The 16,559-nt window shown below is 73.6% G+C and carries 16 protein-coding genes; 3 read left to right on the top strand and 13 right to left on the bottom strand.

Going from position 1 to position 16,559, the window contains the following annotated elements; genetic code table 11:
- Positions 1-4 precede the first annotated feature (4 nt).
- From AC3IX6_RS17930 to AC3IX6_RS17920, 3 genes are all read right to left on the bottom strand, one after another.
- Positions 5-622 (bottom strand): DinB family protein, encoded by a 618-nt coding sequence (locus AC3IX6_RS17930; RefSeq protein ID WP_489371127.1) that lies wholly within the window; start codon positions 620-622, stop codon positions 5-7.
- A gap of 97 nt (positions 623-719) precedes the next feature.
- A complete protein-coding gene (locus tag AC3IX6_RS17925; RefSeq protein ID WP_489371126.1) occupies positions 720-1,139 on the bottom strand; it encodes a hypothetical protein in 420 nt (139 codons plus the stop codon).
- A gap of 93 nt (positions 1,140-1,232) precedes the next feature.
- Entirely contained in the window at positions 1,233-1,817 is a 585-nt protein-coding gene (locus AC3IX6_RS17920; RefSeq protein WP_489371125.1) for an Lrp/AsnC family transcriptional regulator, read from the bottom strand.
- Positions 1,818-1,994: 177 nt separating this feature from the next.
- On the opposite strand from AC3IX6_RS17920, the gene pdhA reads away from it, so the two are divergent.
- The 3 genes from pdhA to AC3IX6_RS17905 are packed head-to-tail and all read left to right on the top strand — an operon-like array spanning position 1,995 to position 5,556.
- On the top strand, positions 1,995-3,146 hold the full coding sequence (gene pdhA / locus AC3IX6_RS17915) for a pyruvate dehydrogenase (acetyl-transferring) E1 component subunit alpha (RefSeq protein ID WP_489371480.1): 1,152 nt from the start codon (positions 1,995-1,997) through the stop codon (positions 3,144-3,146).
- Positions 3,143-4,156: an alpha-ketoacid dehydrogenase subunit beta gene (locus AC3IX6_RS17910; RefSeq protein ID WP_489371124.1), complete on the top strand. Its 1,014-nt coding sequence runs from the start codon at positions 3,143-3,145 to the stop codon at positions 4,154-4,156. Before pdhA ends, AC3IX6_RS17910 begins: the two co-directional genes overlap by 4 nt.
- Positions 4,156-5,556 carry a dihydrolipoamide acetyltransferase family protein gene (locus AC3IX6_RS17905; RefSeq protein WP_489371123.1) on the top strand — a complete coding sequence of 467 codons (1,401 nt, stop codon included), beginning with the start codon at positions 4,156-4,158 and terminating at the stop codon, positions 5,554-5,556. The genes AC3IX6_RS17910 and AC3IX6_RS17905 overlap by 1 nt, the downstream gene beginning before the upstream one ends.
- Positions 5,557-5,773: 217 nt before the next feature.
- Here the strand turns inward: AC3IX6_RS17905 and AC3IX6_RS17900 are convergent, their stop codons facing one another.
- The 10 genes from AC3IX6_RS17900 to AC3IX6_RS17855 form a co-directional block, all read right to left on the bottom strand.
- On the bottom strand, positions 5,774-6,751 hold the full coding sequence (locus tag AC3IX6_RS17900) for an NAD(P)H-quinone oxidoreductase (RefSeq protein ID WP_489371122.1): 978 nt from the start codon (positions 6,749-6,751) through the stop codon (positions 5,774-5,776).
- Positions 6,752-6,778: 27 nt separating this feature from the next.
- Positions 6,779-7,879 carry a potassium channel family protein gene (locus AC3IX6_RS17895; RefSeq protein WP_489371121.1) on the bottom strand — a complete coding sequence of 367 codons (1,101 nt, stop codon included), beginning with the start codon at positions 7,877-7,879 and terminating at the stop codon, positions 6,779-6,781.
- On the bottom strand, positions 7,867-9,177 hold the full coding sequence (locus AC3IX6_RS17890; RefSeq protein WP_489371120.1) for a molybdopterin molybdotransferase MoeA: 1,311 nt from the start codon (positions 9,175-9,177) through the stop codon (positions 7,867-7,869). Before AC3IX6_RS17890 ends, AC3IX6_RS17895 begins: the two co-directional genes overlap by 13 nt.
- Positions 9,174-10,097 (bottom strand): NTP transferase domain-containing protein, encoded by a 924-nt coding sequence (locus tag AC3IX6_RS17885; RefSeq protein ID WP_489371119.1) that lies wholly within the window; start codon positions 10,095-10,097, stop codon positions 9,174-9,176. Before AC3IX6_RS17885 ends, AC3IX6_RS17890 begins: the two co-directional genes overlap by 4 nt.
- Before the next feature lie 378 nt (positions 10,098-10,475).
- Complete coding sequence (locus AC3IX6_RS17880; RefSeq protein ID WP_384658525.1) at positions 10,476-11,015, bottom strand: bacterial proteasome activator family protein; 540 nt, start codon at positions 11,013-11,015, stop codon at positions 10,476-10,478.
- Between the two features lie 95 nt (positions 11,016-11,110).
- Positions 11,111-13,960 (bottom strand): ABC transporter permease, encoded by a 2,850-nt coding sequence (locus AC3IX6_RS17875; protein WP_489371118.1) that lies wholly within the window; start codon positions 13,958-13,960, stop codon positions 11,111-11,113.
- The gene (locus AC3IX6_RS17870; protein WP_489371117.1) at positions 13,957-14,688 is read right to left on the bottom strand and encodes an ABC transporter ATP-binding protein; all 732 of its coding nucleotides are present in this window, start codon (positions 14,686-14,688) and stop codon (positions 13,957-13,959) included. Before AC3IX6_RS17870 ends, AC3IX6_RS17875 begins: the two co-directional genes overlap by 4 nt.
- 33 nt (positions 14,689-14,721) lie before the next feature.
- Positions 14,722-15,405 (bottom strand): PadR family transcriptional regulator, encoded by a 684-nt coding sequence (locus AC3IX6_RS17865; protein WP_489371116.1) that lies wholly within the window; start codon positions 15,403-15,405, stop codon positions 14,722-14,724.
- A gap of 85 nt (positions 15,406-15,490) precedes the next feature.
- Positions 15,491-15,976, bottom strand: a complete 486-nt coding sequence (locus AC3IX6_RS17860) for a hypothetical protein (protein ID WP_489371115.1) — start codon at positions 15,974-15,976, stop codon at positions 15,491-15,493.
- Between the two features lie 65 nt (positions 15,977-16,041).
- Positions 16,042-16,476, bottom strand: coding sequence for a hypothetical protein (locus AC3IX6_RS17855; RefSeq protein WP_489371114.1), 435 nt, complete (start codon positions 16,474-16,476; stop codon positions 16,042-16,044).
- Positions 16,477-16,559: the final 83 nt, after the last annotated feature.

Genomic DNA, 16,559 nt, shown 5'->3' with positions numbered 1-16,559 from the left:
CGGGTCAGCGCGGGCGCGCCCGGTACAGGTCGCGGAGCAGGGCGATCTCGGCCCCGTGGTGCAGCAGCTCCTGGTTGACCCACCACACGACGTCGACGAGGGCGTCCTGCGGATCGCTGCCGTGGGGATAACTGGAGTACCCGACCGTGTCCAGCGCGCCGTCGTCCACGGTGAGCAGTGCCGTGCGCCAGGCCGCGGCGGCCGCGTCGAAGGCGGCGACCGCCTCCACGGCGCCGCCCGGCACCGGGTGGACGTCCCGGGTCAGCGTGCGGCTGCCGGCCACGTGGTCGGCGCGCAGGGCGATCATCTCGCCGAGGTGGCTGAGCCGCCACGCGATCGTGGTGACCGGGGGCGGCCAGGGGTGCGGGTAGGCCGCGGCGTCGCGCCCCCAGGGGCCCGCGCCCGCCAGCAGGGTCGCGCGCGGCCCGGGTCCGGCCGCGCGGGTGCGCACGGACCAGCAGTCCGCCACCGGCTCCCAGAAGTACTCCTCGTCGGTCATCGGGCCGACCTCGGTGTCCGAACCGTCCCCGCTGTCCATGACGGGCCCCGCCATCCGGGCCGTGAGGCGTTCGCGGGCGAAGTCGAACTGATCGAGCAGAGGGACCAGGCGGGGTGGGATCACGGGTGTTCTCCGGTGGTGGACGGCTCGCTCCGCAAGGGGGACGCATCGCGGTGACGTGTCAGGTTGCCATGGGCGGCGACCGCGGCGCTCCCCGGTTTCAGGTGCGGGCCCGCAGGCGCCAGAGCAGGACGGCGCCGGACGCGACGGCCAGGGTCAGGGCGCCGTAGCCGTACAGGAGGGCGGGGTCGGGGCGGTGGGCCAGGCCGGTGCGCAGGCCGATGAACACGGGCGCTGCGGTGAGGACGGCGTCCCATTCCAGGTGGTGCGCCACCCAGCGCACGAGCAGGAACGCCCAGAAGCCGAGGACGGCCCACGCGGTGAGGTACGGCCACGGGGAGCCGGGGAGGGGTTCCAGGGGCGTGCCCGTGCCGGGGCCCGCCCAGTGGTGGGCCGCGTAGCCCAGGGCCGTGACGAGGGCGGTCAGGGCCGCGGCCCAGGCGAGGGAGCGCAGCGGTTCGGGCAGGCGCGGCGCGGGGGAGGGGGCGGGGCCGGTGTCAGGGGTGGTGCTGGTGTTCATGTCCCGGCAGACGGGGCCCCGGGACCTCCGGTTGTCATGCGCGAGGAGGAGGGTCCCGGCCGGAAGGGCTAGACGGCCCTTCGGGGGCGGACCTCAGTCCTCGGTGATCGTGGGGCCGGCGCTCTGGTCGCGGGCCAGCAGATCCGTTTCCTCGAAAACCAGCAGGGTGCGCGTGGAGAGCACCTCCGGGATGGACTGGAGGCGGGTCAGGACCAGTTCGCGCAGGGTGCGGTTGTCCGGGGTGTGGACCAGGAGCAGGACGTCGAAATCGCCGCTGACCAGGGCGATGTGGGCCGCGCCGGGGAGCTCGCGGAGCTGTTCGCGGACCGTGCGCCAGGAGTTCTGGACGATCTTCAGGGTGATATAGGCGGAAGCGCCCTGACCTGCGCGTTCGTGGTTGACGCGGGCGGTGAACCCGCGGATCACCCCGTCGTCGATGAGCCGGTTGATCCGGGCGTAGGCATTGGCCCGGGACACGTGGACCTGTTCGGCGACGGAGCGTATCGAGGCGCGGCCGTCCGCCTGGAGCAGGCGCACGATCGCCCGGTCGATCGGGTCCAGCGGGCGGGGAGGTGCCGTCGGCCCGGGGGCTACCGGCGGTACGGGCGCGCCCCCGAGTGCGCCCCCCGCTCCGGAAGCCGCCCCGGAACCCGCTCCGGCCATTTGTTCATCCGTCATCGCCCGATGCCTGCCTCTCCTGGACGTCCTGCACCCATACCAGGGCGTCGGCGCCACTTTGTCCACAGCCTGACGCCGCCTGTAGCCAAATTGCCCGGGCAACCGAACAATCGGTAGGTGAGGGGCCTCACACCCGAGGCCTCCCTGCCCGCTTCCCACGAGGAGGTGTACACCGCCATGACGGTCCAAGAGCTGCCCGGTGCCGGTGCGTCCCACCGCTCCACCCCGCCGCCCGCCTGGAGGCCCCGTACGGATGCCGCCCCGCTGCTCCCGGACCCCGAGCCGTACCGGGTGCTGGGCACCCCGGCCGCCGACCGGCTCGACCCCGAGCTGATGCGCCGGTGCTACGCCGAGCTGGTGCGCGGCCGCCGCTACAACGCCCAGGCCACCGCCCTCACCCGGCAGGGCCGTCTGGCCGTATATCCCTCCACCGTCGGCCAGGAAGCGTGCGAGATCGCCGCAGCCATGGTCCTGGAGGAGCAGGACTGGCTGTTCCCGAGCTACCGCGACACCCTCGCGGCCGTGGCGCGCGGACTGGATCCCGTACAGGTGCTGACGCTGCTGCGCGGCGACTGGCACACCGGGTACGACCCGCGCGAGCACCGGATAGCCCCCCTCTCGACGCCCCTCGCCACCCAGCTGCCGCACGCGGTCGGCCTGGCGCACGCCGCCCGGCTGCGCGGGGACGACGTGGTCGCCCTCGCCATGGTCGGCGACGGCGGCACCAGCGAGGGCGACTTCCACGAGGCCATGAACTTCGCCGCCGTCTGGCAGGCGCCGGTCGTCTTCCTCGTGCAGAACAACGGATTCGCGATCTCCGTCCCGCTCGCCAAGCAGACGGCCGCCCCGACCCTGGCCCACAAGGCCGTGGGGTACGGGATGCCCGGCCGCCTCGTCGACGGCAACGACATCGCCGCCATGCACGAGGTGCTGTCCGAGGCGGTCCGGCGCGCCCGGTCCGGCGGCGGACCGACCATGATCGAGGCCGTCACGTACCGCATCGAGGCCCACACCAACGCCGACGACGCCACCCGCTACCGGGGCGACGCCGAGGTCGAGGCCTGGAAGGCGCACGACCCGATCGAGCTGCTGGAGCGCGAGCTCACCGCCCGCGGCCTGCTGGACGAGGCGGGCATCAAGGCCGCCAAGGACGCGGCCGAGGCGATGGCGGCGGCCCTCCGCGACGGAATGAACGCGGAGCCCGTGCTCGACCCGATGGACCTCTTCGAAAACGTCTACGCGGAGCAGACCGGCCGGCTGCGCGAACAGGCGGCCATGCTCCGTGCCGAGCTGGACGCGGCCGAGCAGGAAGAGGGGGACGGATCATGACCACCGTGGCGGTGAAGCCGGCGACCACCAAGCCGGCGACCATGGCCCAGGCCCTGAACCGGGCGATGCGCGACGCGATGGCCGAGGACCCGGCCGTCCACGTCATGGGCGAGGACGTCGGGGCGCTCGGCGGGGTCTTCCGCATCACGGACGGCCTCGCGAAGGAGTTCGGCGAGGACCGCTGTACGGACACCCCGCTCGCCGAGGCCGGCATACTCGGCGCGGCCGTCGGCATGGCCATGTACGGGCTGCGGCCGGTCGTGGAGATGCAGTTCGACGCCTTCGCCTACCCGGCCTTCGAGCAGCTGATCTCGCACGTGGCGAAGATGCGCAACCGCACGCGGGGCGCGATGCCGCTGCCGATCACCATCCGGGTGCCGTACGGCGGCGGGATCGGCGGGGTGGAGCACCACTGCGACTCCTCCGAGGCGTACTACGTGGCCACGCCCGGGCTCACCGTCGTGACCCCGGCGACGGTCGAGGACGCGTACGGACTGCTGCGCGCCTCCATAGCCAGCGACGACCCGGTGATCTTCCTGGAGCCGAAGCGGCTCTACTGGTCCAAGGCCGACTGGTCGCCCGAGGCGCCCGCGGCGGTCCCCGGGATCGGCAAGGCGCTCGTCCGGCGGACCGGCACGAGCGCGACGCTGATCACCTACGGGCCCTCGCTGCCGGTGTGCCTGGAGGCGGCCGAGGCGGCCCGCGAGGAGGGCTGGGACCTGGAGGTCGTGGACCTCCGGTCGCTGGTCCCCTTCGACGAGGAGACCGTCGTGGCCTCCGTACGCCGGACCGGGCGCGCGGTGGTGGTCCACGAGTCCGGCGGCTTCGGCGGACCGGGCGCGGAGATCGCCGCCCGGGTCACGGAGCGGTGCTTCCACCACCTGGAGGCGCCCGTGCTGCGCGTCACCGGCTTCGACATCCCGTATCCGCCGCCCATGCTGGAGAAGCACCACCTTCCCGGCGTGGACCGGATCCTGGACACCGTGGCCCGTCTGCAGTGGGAGAACTGATGCCGCAGGTCATGGAGTTCAAGCTGCCGGACCTGGGAGAAGGGCTCACCGAGGCGGAGATCGTCCGCTGGCTGGTGGCCGTCGGCGACGTCGTCGCCATCGACCAGCCCGTCGTCGAGGTCGAGACGGCCAAGGCGATGGTGGAGGTGCCCTGCCCGTACGGGGGCGTGGTCACCGCCCGCTTCGGCGAGGAGGGGACCGAACTGCCCGTCGGCGCACCGCTGATCACGGTGGCGGTGGGTGCGGAGTGCATGCCGGCCGATGCCGTCGCCCCCGAAGGAGCCCCGGACTCCGCGAACGCGCCCCGGCCGCTGATCGGGTACGGCTCGGACGATTCACGTCCGGCGCGTCGGAGGCGGGTGCGACCCGGCTCCGCCGCGCCGGGGGCCGCTCCCGCGGGCCCGGCTCCGGCCGTGTTCCCAGGGGGCGTGGCGGTCACGGCACCCGCCGTCACGGCACCGGCGGCCACCGCACCGGCCGTCGTCGCCGGGCCGGTGCCGGTCATCTCGCCGCTGGTGCGCAAGCTGGCCCGGGACCACGGCGTGGACCTGCGCGCCCTGCGCGGATCGGGACCCGAGGGCCTGATCCTGCGTGCGGACGTCGAGACGGCGCTGCGCGCACCGGCTCCGGCTGCGACACCGGCTCCGGCGGCGTCGGCGTCGGTGTCGGCGTCGGCGTCGGCGTCGGCCGTGGCTCCCGCCGCGTCGGAGGGCGCCGTGCGGATCCCCCTCAAGGGGGTGCGCGGGGCGGTCGCGGACAAGCTGTCGCGCAGCCGGCGCGAGATTCCGGACGCCACCTGCTGGGTCGACGCGGACGCCACCGAGCTGATGGCGGCCCGGGCGGCGATGAACGCCGCGGGCGGCCCCAAGATCTCGGTGCTCGCGCTGCTCGCCCGGATCTGCACGGCCGCACTGGCCCGTCACCCGGAGCTCAACTCCACGGTGGACCTCGCGGCGAACGAGATCGTCCGGCTCCCGGCCGTGCACCTGGGTTTCGCCGCGCAGACGGAGCGGGGCCTGATGGTGCCGGTGGTCCGGGACGCGCAGACGCGCAGCGCGGAGTCGCTGTCGGCGGAGTTCGCCCGGCTCACCGAGCTGGCCCGGGCGGGGAAGCTGGCGCCGGCCGATCTCACCGGGGGCACCTTCACCCTGAACAACTACGGGGTGTTCGGGGTCGACGGCTCCACGCCGATCATCAACCATCCCGAGGCGGCGATGCTCGGGGTGGGGCGGATCATTCCGAAGCCGTGGGTGCATCAGGGGGAGTTGGCGGTCCGGCAGGTCGTCCAGCTGTCGCTGACCTTCGATCACCGGGTGTGTGACGGGGGGACCGCGGGCGGGTTCCTGCGGTACGTCGCCGATTGCGTCGAGTCGCCTTCGGTGCTGCTGCGCAGCCTGTAGCTCCGCGGGTGTGGCGGGGCGGGTGTGGGTGGTCTGCCCTGCGGGGCCGTCCCCTACCCGCCCTTCGCCCGTTCCCCGGGGCTCCGCCCCGGACCCCGCGCCTCAAACGCCGGCGGGGCTGAAGTTTTGCCGCGCAGCGGCACATCCAGCCCGTCCGGCGTTTGAGGGCGGGTAGGGGACTCGACCCCGCGCAGCGGCGCCCGGCACCCCGGTCAGCTCATGTGGTCAGCAGGAGTTTGCCCACGTGGGTGCTTGCCTCCAGGACTCGGTGGGCTTCGGGCGCCTCGCTCATGGGGTACGTGGCGTGGACCACCGGGTGGATGCGGCCTGCCGCGACCAGGGGCCAGACGTGTTCGCGTACGGCCGCGACGATCGCGGCCTTCTCCTCCAGGGGGCGGGCCCGGAGCGTGGTGGCGGTGATGGCCGCCCGCTTCGCCAGCAGGGCGGCCAGGTTCAGTTCCGCCTTGACGCCGCCCTGGAGGCCGATGATCGCGAGGCGGCCGTTCACGGCCAGCGCGTCCACGTTCCGGCTCAGGTACTTCGCGCCCATGATGTCCAGGATCACGTCGGCCCCGGCGCCGTCCGTGGCCGCCCGGATCTCCTCCACGAAGTCCTGCTCGCGGTAGTCGATCAGGATGTCGGCGCCCAGCTCGGCGCAGCGCGCCAGCTTCTCCTTGCCGCCCGCCGTGACCGCGACCCGCGCGCCCACGGCCTTCGCCAGCTGGATCGCCATCGTCCCGATGCCGCTCGATCCGCCGTGCACCAACAGGGTTTCGCCCGGGCGCAGGCCGGCCACCATGAACACGTTCGACCAGACCGTCGAGACGACTTCGGGGAGGGCCGCCGCCGTCACCAGGTCCACGCCCGCCGGTACCGGCAGCAGTTGGCCCGCCGGGACGGCCACCCGCTGGGCGTACCCGCCGCCGGCGAGCAGCGCGCACACCTCGTCGCCGACGGACCAGCCGGACACCCCGGCCCCGATCGCGGAGATCCGTCCGGAGCACTCCAGGCCGGGATGGGGCGAGGCGCCGGGCGGAGGGTTGTAGAAACCCTGCCGCTGCAGGACGTCGGCGCGGTTCACGGCGCTCGCCGCGACCTCGACGAGGACCTCGCCGTCGCCGGCCACCGGGTCGGGTGCGTCGGCCCACACCAGGGCCTCGGGACCGCCGGGCTGTTCGATGGTGATCGCATGCATGGCCGGAGGCTATCGCCCCGGGAGCGCTCAGTCCGGTGAACCCAGCACCACGGGCGGGGTGGCCGACGGGGCCGCGCGGACGATGGTGATCACGCGGTCCGTCAGCTGGAGGGGGCTCGCGTGCGGATCGTCGTACGGAAGCAGGCGGTGGCCGCGCAGGACGCTGACGACCAGGTCGTCGGTGTCCCGGACCGATTTGCCGACCTCGGCCCGGTTCACCGGACGCTCGATCAGGTCGAGCCCGCTGCCCTGCTGGATGAGGTCCTCCATCACCGTGCCCGCGCTCGGGCTGAGCACCGAGAGGCCGAGCAGCCGGCCCGCCGCGCTCGCGCTCGTGATGACCGCGTCGGCGCCCGACTGGCGCAGCAGCGGCGCGTTCTCCTCTTCCCGGACGGCCGCCACGATCTTCGCGCCGCGGTTGAGCTGGCGTGCCGTCAGGGTGACCAGGACGGCCGTGTCGTCGCGCTGGGTGGCGATGACGATCTGACGGGCCTTCTGGATCTCGGCGCGCAGCAGGACTTCGGAGCGCGTGGCATCGCCGACGACCCCCGTGAACCCCTCCGCGTTGGCGATGTCGATCACCTTCGCGCTGGGGTCGACGATGACGACCTGCTCCTTGCTGAGGCCGGTGGCCAGCAGGGTCTGCAGGGCGGAGCGGCCCTTCGTGCCGAAGCCGACGACGACCGTGTGGTCACGCAAGTTCTTCCTCCAGCGGCTGAGCCGCCACTCTTCCCTGGTGCGTTCGGTGAGGACTTCCAGGGTGGTGCCGACCAGGATGATCAGGAACAGCACGCGCAGCGGGGTGATCAGCAGGACGTTGACCAGCCGCGCGCTGTCGCTGTACGGGACGATGTCGCCGTAGCCGGTCGTCGACAGGGTGACGGTCGCGTAGTAGACGCAGTCGAGGAAGTCGACCTTGTCGTTGGCGTTGTCGTGGTAGCCCTCGCGGTCGATCCACACGATCAGCACGGTCAGGGACATCACGAAGAGCGCCATCAACAGGCGCCGGGAGACCTGCCGGAGCGGTTTCTCGACGACGCGCTTGGGCAGTTTGATGCGGCGCGAGACGAGCTTCTCGTCGGCGCCGCGCGCCATCGCGTCGGATCCGTGAAGTTTCACGTGAAACATCCCCCCGAGGCCCACGGGAGATCGAGGATCTCCAACTCCTGTCCGGACCGCGCCCCGTTCGGAGGCACGACGGCCAGCGCGTCGGCGGCGGCCACGCCGCGCAGCATCGCCGGCCCGTTGTAGCGAAGCGGTACGGCGTGGTCCTCGGTCAGCAGGACCGGTACGAGCCGGGTGTCGTGCGGGTGACCCGGTACGTCGCCCTCCACGGGCACCGCGTACCGGGGGCGCGGGCGCCGGCCGGCCAGGGCGCGCAGCAGCGGCTCGGCGAGGGTGAGCAGCCCGGAGACGGCGGCCAGCGGGTTGCCGGGCAGCCCCACCAGGTGGCGGACCGGGTCCGGGCCGGGGGCCCCGCCGATGCGGGCCAGCAGCATCGGGTGCCCGGGGCGTACGGCCACGCCGTCGACGAGCAGGTCGGCGCCGGCCTTGGCGAGCACGGGGTGGACGTGGTCGACGGGGCCGGAGGCGGTGCCGCCGGTGGTGATGACCACGTCGGCGGCGGAGCCGGTGACGGCCGCCAGCAGTGCTTCGGCGCCCGCCGGGTCGTCGCCGAGCCGCCGGACGGCGATGACCTCGGCGCCGAGCCGGGTCAGCCACGGGCCCAGCATGGGGCTCAGGGCGTCGCGGATGAGCCCGTCGTGCGGGGGCCCCTCGGTGAGCAGTTCGTCGCCGAGGACCAGGATCTCCACGCGCGGCCGGGGGCGGGTGGTGAGCTCGTCGTACCCGGCGGCCGCGGCGAGGCCGAGGACGGCCGGGGTCACCAGGGAGCCCGCGGGCAGCAACAGGTCGCCGGAGCGGCATTCCTGGCCGCGCGGGCGGATGTCCTGGCCGGTGGCGACGGGACGTTCGGCGTACAGCAGGGTGCCGGCCTCGCGGGAGTGCTCGCTGCGGATCACGGCGGTGGTGTCCGCGGGGATCCGGGCGCCGGTGGCGATCCGTACGGCCTCGCCGTCCGCGAGGGGCGCGGGGCGCTCGCTCCCGGCCAGGGCGCTCTCGCCGGGGCGGATGGCCCACGGGCCGGGCCCGGCGACGGCCCAGCCGTCCATCGCGGAGGTGTCGAAGGACGGCAGGTCGCCCAGGGCGTCGAGGGGCGCGGCCAGCACCTCCCCGAGGGCGGCGGACAGGGAGATCCGGTGGGTGCGGCCGGGGACGGCCGAACCGGCACGGGTCGCGGTCTCCCGGGCCCGGTGCCAGGGCGCGGCGCGGTGGCCGCCGGCGGCGGCGGAACGGGGGTCGCGGCTGACCAGCGCGAGGGCCTGGTCGAGGGCGCGGTCGGCGTCGGTGCCGGGGTCGGCGGTCATCCGGAGCCGGTCGCTTCGGGGCCGGTGGCCTCGCGGCCGGCTCCCGGAGCCCCGGCGGCTTCCGCGGCCTCGCCTTCCGCGGCCCAGCGCAGGGCCAGTTCGGCGGCCTTGCGGGAGGCCTCGGCCACGGCCTGCGCGGGGTCGGCCCCGGTGGCTTCGGCCTGGGCCGCCGCGTAGCCGACGAGGAAGGTCGTCAGCGGGGCGGCGGGCCGGGCGACGCCGTGCGCGGCGTCACGGGCGAGGTCGAGCAGGGTCTTGGTGTCGACGGCCACGTCGATGCCCAGCTCGTTCTTGACGGCGGTGATCCATTGCTCCAGCACGGTTCCATGCTCTCTGATTCGGGCGCGGGCGGCGGCGAGATCGTCCCAGGTGTCGCAGTCGAAGGAGGCGAGGGGCGCGGCCGCGGTGACCGGGGTGAGGTCGAGTTCGGTGGTGAGGGCGCGCAGGGGGAGGCCGTTCACCGAGCCGTGTTCGGTGGCCAGCAGGGCGATTTCCCTGCGCAGGGGCTCGGCGCGGTAGGCGGCGACCAGGGGCTGGTCGCGGCCGGCCGGGTCCCGGAGCAGCGCTCCGTCCCGGGCGTGGTGTTCGGGCGCGTCGAGGGTGCGGAGCAGGGTGGCGACGGTGTCGCGGTCCAGGAACGGCAGATCGGCCGAGAGTACGAGGACCAGGGGGGCGGTGGTGTGCCGCAGCCCGGCGTCCAGCGCGGCGAGGGGGCCGCCGCCGGGGGGGTCCTCCCGGGCCCAGCGCACGGGGCGGGCGGTCGGCCTGCGGCCGGCCACCACGACGGTGGTGCGGGCGTCTTCGCAGGCGGACAGGACGCGGTCCAGGAGGGGGCGGCCGCCGACCAGGAGGCCCGGCTTGTCGGCTCCGTCCAGTCTGCGGGCGGCGCCGCCTGCCAGGACGATGGCGTCGTAGGTCATTCCCCGAGTATGCGGTGGGTTGGGGCCGGATGGGCTGTGGCGTTTACCGGGTTCTTACCCGGTGGCCCGTGGGGGCGGTCGAGGTGTGCCGCCTGCGCGGGGCGGAGTCCCAGCTGCGACCTTTGCCGCTGCGCGGGGCGAAGTCCCCTACCCGCCCTTCCACCGTTCCCCGGGCTCTGCCCGGACCCCGGTCCTCAAGCGCCGGACGGGCTGGGAGGGGTGCCGGGCTGCGCCCGGACCCCCTGGGGCTCCGCCCCGGACCCCGGTCCTCAGACGCCGGACGGCTGAAAGGGACCGGACCCCGGTCCTTGAGTGGTGGGTGGCTGGACATGGCTCCGGGGCCGCCCTGGGGCGGCCCCGGTGGGGTGGGTGGGGTGGTTAGAGGTAGGGGCCCGAGCGGATGGCGCCGTGGGGGCCTTCCTCGTCGTCCTCGTGGGAGGAGCCGGGCGGGAGGGCTCGGCGCATCTGTTCCAGCTGGGCCCGCGCCGCCATCTGCTGCGCGAACAGGGCCGTCTGGATGCCGTGGAACAGGCCTTCCAGCCAGCCCACCAACTGGGCCTGGGCGATCCGCAGTTCCGCCTCGGAGGGGATGGCTTCCTCCGTGAAGGGAAGGGAGAGCCGCTCCAGTTCCTCCACCAGCTCGGGAGCCAGGCCGTCTTCCAGCTCCTTCACCGACGCTGCGTGAATGTCCTTGAGACGGACCCGGCTGGCCTCGTCCAGAGGTGCGGCGCGTACCTCTTCCAGGAGTTGCTTGATCATGCTGCCGATCCGCATGACCTTGGCGGGCTGTTCGACCATCTCCGTCACCGGGACCTCGCGCGACTCGTCATCGGCGCCGCCGACCGGCATCCCGTCCTGCCCCACGATCAGGCCGTGCGGGGGGCTGTCCTGCGACCGTTCACTCCTCGGCATCTCCATGCCGTCATTCTCTCGCACACCTTCGTATTCACACGGTGTGCCCCCGCACGGGCGTGATCCACCCTGTGCGGGGGCACCAACCGGTACCGGATTCGTCAGACCTCGCGACGGGCCAGTGCTCCGCTCGAACGGGTGACCAGGGCCGCCAGCAGCGCCGCGCCCACCGGGACGACGATCAGCAGGCCGCCCAGCGTGGCCCACGGCACCGAGATCGGGATGTACGGAATGGCCTCGGAGGCGGCCGAGTAGCCGTTCTCGATGCCGTTGCGGACCAGATCGGCCGCGGCCCGCCGTTCGGTGAGCCGGAGCCCGACCGCCGGCAGGATCCCGGCCGCCGAGCCGAGGACGACGCCCATCAGGGCGACCACCCCGCACTGGAAGCCACTGAGCGTGCGCCGCACCCGCGGCGGTGCGCCGACGGCGGCCAGGGTCTTCAGGTCGCCCTCGGCGTCCGCCTGGGCCAGGCCCGTGGCGATGCCGGCCGCGCCGATGGTGACCAGGCCCGCGAAGACGGTCAGGACGAGCATGACGAGGCTGTCGTCGCCCTCGTAGCCCTTCTCGATCCGCACGCTGGTGTCCATGCCCAGCTTGTCGAGGGCCCCTTCGAGCCGCTGGCGCTGCTCGGAGCTCGCGTCCCCGTCGAGGGTGAAGTACGAGCCGAAGGGGACGGAGGCGATCCCGGCGCTCTTCGCGGCCGTGGGCGGCAGCACGAGCTCCACGCCGTAGCCCTTCACCGATTCGGGCACCTGGTAGGCGGCGAAGACCTTGTCCTGGCCGGCTCCCGGCTCATCGGGGGCGGACCCGGGGGCGGGCTCGCCCCGGCCCATGATCAGCCGGACGGTGACCTTGTCCGCGAGCACGTTCTGCTTCTTGAAGGAGACGGCTTTGCCGGCCTTCAGCGCGGCCACCGCGCCCGGGTCCTCGACGGCCAGCACGGACAGCAGCTTCTCGTCGGCGACGACCAGGGAGTTCGCAACCCCGAACCGGTCGTGCTGGCAGCGCCAGTCGTTGCGCAGCTCCTTCTGCTGGGCCAGCGTGAACGAACTCGGTCCGTTCTCGGCCCCGTAGAGCGGGCAGCGCTGCACCTTGGGGATGATGATCTCGGCCCGCCCGCAGTCCGGGCTGTCGCCCCACGGGGTGCAGCCCGGCTTGCCGACGACGGGACGCTCCACGTCGGCCCGTACGGCCACCGGGAGTTCCTTCGTCAGGGTCTCGCGCATCACGGGCACGTCCCGGTACGCCGTGAACTCGTTGGTCTCGATCAGTCCGGTGCCGAAGGGCAGGCTGGCGACGTACTCGTGCCGCGCCTGGATCTCCTTGCTGTGCTGGTACGTGGCCACGGCGACGGTGCCGGCGACGGCGGCCAGTACGGCGGCCACGGCCGGTGCCGTACGCCCCCGGTTGCGGACGGCGTCGCGCAGCGCGAGGCGGGGCGACAGCGGCAGCCACCGGCCGGCCCGGCCGAACAGGCCGACCAGGGTGGGGGTGAGGGCGACGACGCCGAGCTCGGCGATGGCGCTGCCGCCCGCGACGACGGTGGCGCCCATCTTGGAGACGGAGCCGAACAGGGCGATGGCGGCCCCGCCCGCGATGGCGATCAGGCCGATGACGGGCAGCACCCGGTTGGCCCGGCGCACCCCGCGGCGGCCGGTGAGGGAGGCCAGCACGGTCTGCCGGGAGGCGTTGACGGCCGGGACGATCGCGGCCAGCAGCCCGGTCAGGACGGCGAGCCCGCCGATGGCGAGGAGTTCCAGCGGGCGGACGTCGAAGTGGCCGAACCGCTGGCCGATCGTCGACTCCAGCAGCGGGCTCAGCGCCAGGGTGAGGGCGATGCCGAGGGCGGTGCCGATGACGGCCGCCGCGGCGCCGATGACGAGGCCGCCGGAGAGCACGATGGCCCGGATGTGCCGCCGGTCACCGCCGTTGGCGCCGACCAGGCCGAGCTGGCGGCGCGAGCGCCGGGCGCCGACCGCGAAGGCGGGTCCGGCCAGCAGGCAGATCTCCAGCATGGCGAGGCCGACGACGGTGGTGACGATCGCGAGCTCGGCGGGTCCGATCATGGCGCCGGGGCGCCAGGCGTCCCTGGGCTGCTCCGTGTAGAGCGGCACTTCGGAGTCGGCCGGCGGGTTCAGCAGCACGGCGCGGGACTCGACGACGAGGCGCTGCTTGGCGTTGGTCTCCTTGACCATGTTCCACGTGAAACCTTCGCCGCCGACCTTCACCAGGAACTCGTCCTGGGGGCGAACTCCCGTGCCGCCGGCGGCCTTGAGGTCCCGGTCGAGCGGGGCCAGCAGGGTCCCGGGCGGGGCGAGGAGCTGCGCCGAGTCCAGCGCGTCGGGCAGCTCGTAGACACCGACGATCTTGTACGAGGTCTTCGACTCGCGCGGGGTCACGCTGGAGCCGAGGAAGTACCCGGACTCCTCCAGGAAGGCGCCGGTGGCGAGGATCTCGCCCGCCGCCTGCGGCAGTCGGCCGCGCTCCAGCGTCCACAGGCCCTTGACCAGCGGGCTCGCCGGGTCGATCTCGCGCAGCTCGGTGTCCAGGATCCCGTACCGGGTGCGGACCTTGGCGTAGGAGAGGCTGTCCTTGACGGACTGGGATCCGGCCGGGAGCTGGGGCGCGGTGGTGACCTCTTCCCCGCCGCCGGCGCTCGGCTGGTAGTCGTCGAATCCGCCGACGGGGGCGTAGCTCTGCGCGTCGGGGCTCTGGTAGATGGGCGTGCCCATGTGGGGGTCGCGCACCTTGGCGTCGGCGGCGCCGAGCACCCGTACGACCCGCTGCTCGGGGGAGAGTTCCGAGCTGCGCACGGTGAGGTCGACGGCGCTCACGCCGACGATCGGCAGGGCGATCATGGCCAGGACGAGGGCACTGCGGCCCTTGGAGCGCCAGGCGTCGCGGCGGGCTATCCGGATCGCCGCGATCCAGGAGTGGTACGAGGAGATCACTGAGCGGCCGCCTGCCCGGAGAGCAGGGAGTCGGCCTGGCTGCGCAGGGTCTCGTCGACGACGCTGCCGTCGCGCAGGAACACCACGCGGTCGGCCCACGCGGCGAAGCGTGGTTCGTGGGTGACCAGGATCCCGGCGGCGCCGGCGTCGCAGCGCGAGCGCAGCAGGGCGAGGACGGACTCCCCGGTCTCGGAGTCCAGGGCGCCGGTCGGCTCGTCGGCGAGGACCAGGCGGCGGTCGCCGACCAGCGCGCGGGCGATGGCCACGCGCTGCTGCTGGCCGCCGGACATCTCGTCGGGGAAGCGGTCGGCGAGCTGTCCGAGGTTCATCTCCTCCAGGGCCGCGAGCGCGGAGACCCGGGCCTTGCGGGCGGAGACGCCGTCGAGTTCGAGCGGCAGGGAGACGTTCTCGGCGGCGGTGAGCGCCGGGATCAGGTTGTAGTCCTGGAAGACGTATCCGATGCTGCGGCGGCGCAGGGCGGCCAGCTGCTTGCGGCTCGCGGTGGTGATGTCGGTGCCCTCGACGATCACCCTGCCGCGGCTCGGGGTGTCGAGTCCGCCGGCGAGGGTCAGCAGCGTGGACTTGCCGGACCCGGAGGGGCCCATGACGGCGACGAGTTCGCCGGGGTACACGGAGAGGTCGATCCCGCGCAGGGCGTGCACCTCGGTGGCGCCGCTGCCGTGGATGCGGACGAGCTGGTCCAGCTGCAATACGGGCTGGTCGGGCATGAAGGGTTCCCCCCTGGGACGTGGAGCGGTGGTTCAGACCCGCCGCGTGCGGGCGGTACGGGAAAGAGACCGGTCGGTGGTCGTGGGCGTGGTCGGGACGGTGGGGGCGCCGGGGGCCCCGGAGGCCGCGGTGCCCTCGGGCGGTTCGGCCTCGGCCGGCGCGAGCTCCCCGCGCGCGGACAGCCGTACGAGCCGGGACTCGCAGTGGTCGAGCCAGCGGGCCTCGGCCTCGGTCTGGAAGATCAGCTGTTCCAGGACCAGCAGCCAGGCGATGTCGTCGCGTTCGCCGGAGCGCCCGTTCTCGATGGCGGCGAGCGCCTGGGCCTTGAGCCGGGTGTAGTCCTGCATGGCCTGGACGGTGGCGTGCCGCTGGGCCTGGATGACGGCGCGGATGTCCACGCCGGGTGCGCCGACGGCCATGGCGAGCTTGATGGCGAGCTCGTCGCGGGGCGGGTTGGCCCGGTCGACGGGACGCTCGTACCAGGCGCGCAGTTCGTGGCGTCCGGTCTCGGTGATGGCGTACAGGGTGTGCCCGGCGGTGTCCGCGCCACCGGGGGCGACGAGGCCGTCGCGCTCCAGACGGGCGAGCGTGGTGTACACCTGCCCGACGTTGAGCGGCCAGGTGGAACCGGTGCGGGACTCGAATTCGGTGCGGAGCTGGGACCCGTACCTAGGGCCCCGTTCCAGCAGGGCGAGAAGGCCGTGGCGGATCGACATACTCAGTATGTATACCGAGTATGTACCTCACCGCAACCATCCTGGGGCCTACGTCCCAAGGGGGACCCGGGGGTCGGACGGGGGGCTACATGCCCCGGCGCAGCCGCATTCCCATGAACCCGAGACCCAGCCCCATCAGGGCGAATCCCGTTCCGAGCGGCAGTATGTGCGCGGCCAGGTCGGCGGCCCGCTCGTTCGGCTCGGTGCCGAACGCGCCGATCACTTCGTTCACCGGAGGGACGGAGGGGGCCGCGGGAACCGCCGGGACCTGCTCGGTGCGCGGGTGCGCCGGGACGGGACGCGCGGCGAGCACCGTCTCGGGATTCGCGGGCTCGCCCACCGGCCGTCCGGGCCGTTCCCGGCCGGCTCCGGCGGAGCTTCCGGCGAGATCCTCGAAGGCCCGGTCCGCCACCTCGGTCGCGGGCGCGGGGTCGTTGGACGACGCGGCGACGGGAGCGGCGAGGGGGGCGAGCGGGGTGAGGGCCGCGGCCTGCGCGGGCGCCGTGATCAGCAGCGCGGCGGTTGCCATCGCTGCCCCGGCGGTCCAGCGCAGCGCGCGGGCGTAGGTCACGGACTCAGATTTACATAAAGGGACATAAGCGGCATCCCGGACGGGCCGTTCGGGATGCCGCCCGTCTAGAAGGTCGGGTTCCTGACGGAAGCGGAGCCGCACAGGCTCCGGTAGCCGGCGTCGTTGAACGCCGCGGCCTCCACGCCGACCCGGTCGATCCCGCGCTTGTCCTGGAGGGTGGTCTCCCAGGTCTGGCTCTTGCCGGCCCCGCGCTTGTTGAAGCGCCAGGGCCAGTCGTGCGAGCCGCCGCTGTGGTCCAGCGTGTAGAGCCGGATCCCCGCGACGCGGGCGTCGTCCGAGGTGTCCACGGACGTGAGCTTGATGTGGATCAGGGTGGAGCGGTTCAGCCACGTCCAGTCGGCGCTGCCGTAGGCGCCGGTGGTCTCGCAGCTGGACGAGGCCCCCGCGGCCGAGGCGGGCGAGACGGCGAGCGCGCCCACCGCCAGCGCCGCGGCGCCGGCGGTGAGGAGACGTACGAGGTTGCGTGCGCGGTGGTGCAACAGGACTCCCGGAGTGCGGCGGGTGTGACCTGCGCGTATGTATCAGTACCGGCGCCCCGCGGGCGAACCGCGCTTCACCCTTC

Source organism: Streptomyces sp. GL_141 (assembly GCF_057834385.1).
This window is presented reverse-complemented; position numbering and strand designations above follow the sequence as displayed.

Coding starts and splice junctions, on each gene's coding strand:
- AC3IX6_RS17925 (WP_489371126.1), bottom strand. CDS start 1,139: ATGAACACCAGCACCACCCCTGACACCGGCCCCGCCCCCTCCCCCGCG.
- AC3IX6_RS17920 (WP_489371125.1), bottom strand. CDS start 1,817: ATGACGGATGAACAAATGGCCGGAGCGGGTTCCGGGGCGGCTTCCGGA.
- pdhA (WP_489371480.1), top strand. CDS start 1,995: ATGACGGTCCAAGAGCTGCCCGGTGCCGGTGCGTCCCACCGCTCCACC.
- AC3IX6_RS17910 (WP_489371124.1), top strand. CDS start 3,143: ATGACCACCGTGGCGGTGAAGCCGGCGACCACCAAGCCGGCGACCATG.
- AC3IX6_RS17905 (WP_489371123.1), top strand. CDS start 4,156: ATGCCGCAGGTCATGGAGTTCAAGCTGCCGGACCTGGGAGAAGGGCTC.
- AC3IX6_RS17900 (WP_489371122.1), bottom strand. CDS start 6,751: ATGCATGCGATCACCATCGAACAGCCCGGCGGTCCCGAGGCCCTGGTG.
- AC3IX6_RS17895 (WP_489371121.1), bottom strand. CDS start 7,879: ATGTTTCACGTGAAACTTCACGGATCCGACGCGATGGCGCGCGGCGCC.
- AC3IX6_RS17890 (WP_489371120.1), bottom strand. CDS start 9,177: ATGACCGCCGACCCCGGCACCGACGCCGACCGCGCCCTCGACCAGGCC.
- AC3IX6_RS17885 (WP_489371119.1), bottom strand. CDS start 10,097: ATGACCTACGACGCCATCGTCCTGGCAGGCGGCGCCGCCCGCAGACTG.
- AC3IX6_RS17880 (WP_384658525.1), bottom strand. CDS start 11,015: ATGGAGATGCCGAGGAGTGAACGGTCGCAGGACAGCCCCCCGCACGGC.
- AC3IX6_RS17870 (WP_489371117.1), bottom strand. CDS start 14,688: ATGCCCGACCAGCCCGTATTGCAGCTGGACCAGCTCGTCCGCATCCAC.
- AC3IX6_RS17865 (WP_489371116.1), bottom strand. CDS start 15,405: ATGTCGATCCGCCACGGCCTTCTCGCCCTGCTGGAACGGGGCCCTAGG.